This is a genomic window from Oleiphilus sp. HI0066, assembly GCF_001635725.1.
In genome coordinates, this window is record NZ_LWFH01000803.1 from 1 (window position 1) to 4,071 (window position 4,071).

The 4,071-nt window shown below is 47.3% G+C and carries 1 protein-coding gene; it reads right to left on the reverse strand.

All coding sequences use genetic code 11. From position 1 onward, the window contains the following. The coding region (locus A3738_RS09580; protein ID WP_156504156.1) for a tandem-95 repeat protein at window positions 1–4,071 on the reverse strand (4,071 nt) is incomplete at both ends.

The window sequence follows — 4,071 nt, forward strand, 5'->3', positions numbered from 1 at the left end:
AAAACTGGGCTACCAGTTTCAGCATCGAGGACCGTACCAGTAATCGTAGTCTCACTGCCTTGATCACCAATAATGGCTGTAAGATCGTCGCCATCCACATCTGACGCAAATTGCAACAATTCCGCTTGCGTCAGTGTATACGTGCCGTCCTCTTCTATTGTTACTGATATATTAGCGCTTACAACAGGCGCATCATTCACTGGGTTCACTGTCAAATCGATATTGGCTGCAACTGTCGCTTCACCATCAAATACATCGAAACTAATATCGAGATCACCATTGAAGTTTGCAGCCGGTGTCAGCGTGAACGTCCCATCACCATTATCTGTAATCGTCAGTTCCGGATTGGCTGTCTGTAGATTCAACGCCGTGAGCGTATCACCATCCACATCACTCGCTTGCGCCAAGAGCTGTTCTTGGCTCAGTGTGATACTTCCATCCTCATCAATTGCATACGCCAAGTTACCTGAAACAGGGAAGTCATTCACAGGAACAACTACGATATTCGCTTGGGCCGTATCGGTACCACCCTGACCATCAGACACGGTAAAGTCGACGGTGACATTACCATTGAAGTTCTCATTCGGTGCAAAGGTATATGTGTCATCTCCATTATCGGTGAAGATTCCATCCGTACCTGTGTATGTAACATCTGAGATACTCAGCGTATCACCATCAACATCCGATGCTCCCGTTAACAGATCCTCATCTGTAAGCGTGATCGTCCCGTCTTCGTTCATCTGGAAATTCTGATCCTGCGCGACCGGCAGATCATTCACTGGGTTCACTGTCAAATCGATATTGGCTGCGACTGTCGCTTCACCATCGAATATATCGAAACTAATATCGAGATCACCATTGAAGTTTGCAGCCGGTGTCAGCGTGAACGTCCCATCACCATTATCTGTAATCGTCAGTTCCGGATTGGCTGTCTGTAGATTCAACGCCGTGAGCGTATCACCATCCACATCACTCGCTTGCGCCAAGAGCTGTTCTTGGCTCAGTGTGATACTTCCATCCTCATCAATTGCATACGCCAAGTTACCTGAAACAGGGAAGTCATTCACAGGAACAACTACGATATTCGCTTGGGCCGTATCACTCGCACCCTCAGCATCTAACACAACCACATCGAGGACAATGTCACCATTGAAATTCTCATTCGGAATAAAACTAAAGGAGCCATCATCATTCTCACTCAGCGTTCCATCTGATCCTGAGTAGCTCACACCTTGCAGACTCACATCACCTTCAACGTCACTTGAATTCGCCAAAAGCTGTGCAGGTGTCAATGTAATTGTACCGTCCTCATTCATGCTGAAAGACGTATCCCCTGCAACTGGCGGGTCATTCACAGGAACAACTACAATATTCGCTTGGGCCGTATCTGTACCACCCTGACCATCAGACACGGTAAAGTCGACGGTGACATTACCATTGAAGTTCTCATTCGGTGCAAAGGTATATGTGTCATCTCCATTATCGGTGAAGATTCCATCCGTACCTGTGTATGTAACATCTGAGATACTCAGCGTATCGCCATCAACATCCGACGCTCCCGCCAACAGATCCCCATCTGTAAGCGTGATCGTCCCGTCTTCGTTCATCTGGAAATTCTGATCCTGCGCGACCGGCAGATCATTCACTGGGTTCACTGTCAAATCGATATTGGCTGCAACTGTCGCTTCACCATCGAATACATCGAAACTAATATCGAGATCACCATTGAAGTTTGCAGCCGGTGTCAGGGTGAACGTCCCATCACCATTATCTGTAATCGTCAGTTCCGGATTGGCTGTCTGTAGATTCAACGCCGTGAGCGTATCACCATCCACATCACTCGCTTGCGCCAAGAGCTGTTCTTGGCTCAGTGTGATACTTCCATCCTCATCAATTGCATACGCCAAGTTACCTGAAACAGGGAAGTCGTTCACAGGAACAACTACGATATTCGCTTGGGCCGTATCACTCGCACCCTCAGCATCTAACACAACCACATCGAGGACAATGTCACCATTGAAATTCTCATTCGGAATAAAACTAAAGGAGCCATCATCATTCTCACTCAGCGTTCCATCTGATCCTGAGTAGCTCACACCTTGCAGACTCACATCACCTTCAACGTCACTTGAATTCGCCAAAAGCTGTGCAGGTGTCAATGTAATTGTACCGTCCTCATTCATGCTGAAAGACGTATCCCCTGCAACTGGCGGGTCATTCACAGGAACAACTACAATATTCGCTTGAGCCGTATCGGTACCACCCTGACCATCAGACACGGTAAAGTCGACGGTGACATTACCATTGAAGTTCTCATTCGGTGCAAAGGTATATGTGTCATCTCCATTATCGGTGAAGATTCCATCCGTACCTGTGTATGTAACATCTGAGATACTCAGCGTATCGCCATCAACATCCGACGCTCCCGCCAACAGATCCCCATCTGTAAGCGTGATCGTCCCGTCTTCGTTCATCTGGAAATTCTGATCCTGCGCGACCGGCAGATCATTCACTGGGTTCACTGTCAAATCGATATTGGCTGCGACTGTCGCTTCACCATCGAATATATCGAAACTAATATCGAGATCACCATTGAAGTTTGCAGCCGGTGTCAGCGTGAACGTCCCATCACCATTATCTGTAATCGTCAGTTCCGGATTGGCTGTCTGTAGATTCAACGCCGTGAGCGTATCACCATCCACATCACTCGCTTGCGCCAAGAGCTGTTCTTGGCTCAGTGTGATACTTCCATCCTCATCAATTGCATACGCCAAGTTACCTGAAACTGGCGGGTCATTCACAGGAACAACTACGATATTCGCTTGGGCCGTATCGGTACCACCCTGACCATCAGACACGGTAAAGTCGACGGTGACATTACCATTGAAGTTCTCATTCGGTGCAAAGGTATATGTGTCATCTCCATTATCGGTGAAGATTCCATCCGTACCTGTGTATGTAACATCTGAGATACTCAGCGTATCGCCATCAACATCCGACGCTCCCGTTAACAGATCCCCATCTGTAAGCGTGATCGTCCCGTCTTCGTTCATCTGGAAATTCTGATCCTGCGCGACCGGCAGATCATTCACTGGGTTCACTGTCAAATCGATATTGGCTGCGACTGTCGCTTCACCATCGAATACATCGAAACTAATATCGAGATCACCATTGAAGTTTGCAGCCGGTGTCAGCGTGAACGTCCCATCACCATTATCTGTAATCGTCAGTTCCGGATTGGCTGTCTGTAGATTCAACGCCGTGAGCGTATCACCATCCACATCACTCGCTTGCGCCAAGAGCTGCTCTTGGCTCAGTGTGATACTTCCATCCTCATCAATTGCATACGCCAAGTTACCTGAAACTGGCGGGTCATTCACAGGAACAACTACAATATTCGCTTGGGCCGTATCTGTACCACCCTGACCATCAGACACGGTAAAGTCGACGGTGACATTACCATTGAAGTTCTCATTCGGTGCAAAGGTATATGTGTCATCTCCATTATCGGTGAAGATTCCATCAGTACCTGTGTATGCAACATCTGAGATACTCAGCGTATCGCCATCAACATCCGATGCTCCCGTTAACAGATCCTCATCTGTAAGCGTGATCGTCCCGTCTTCGTTCATCTGGAAATTCTGATCCTGCGCGACCGGCAGATCATTCACTGGGTTCACTGTCAAATCGATATTGGCTGCAACTGTCGCTTCGCCATCGAAGACACCAAAACTAATATCAAATGCACCGTTGAGATCTGAATTTGGCGTTAATGTGAAGGATCCATCGGTATTAGCCGTAATCGACACATTTCCATCAATACTCTGCAAATTAACGGCAACAAGGTCATCGCCTTCAATATCGCTAGCTTGCACCAAGAGCTGTTCTTGGCTCAGTGTGATACTTTCATCTTCGTTAATAGCATAAGCCAAATCTCCGACCACAGGCGGATCATTAATGGGTAATACATCAATACTCGCCGTCGTAGTATCTGTTAGTTCGCCATCCGAGATTGTTACGCCAAGAAGAATCTCTCCATTAAAATTCTGATTTGGCGCAAAGGTAAAATAT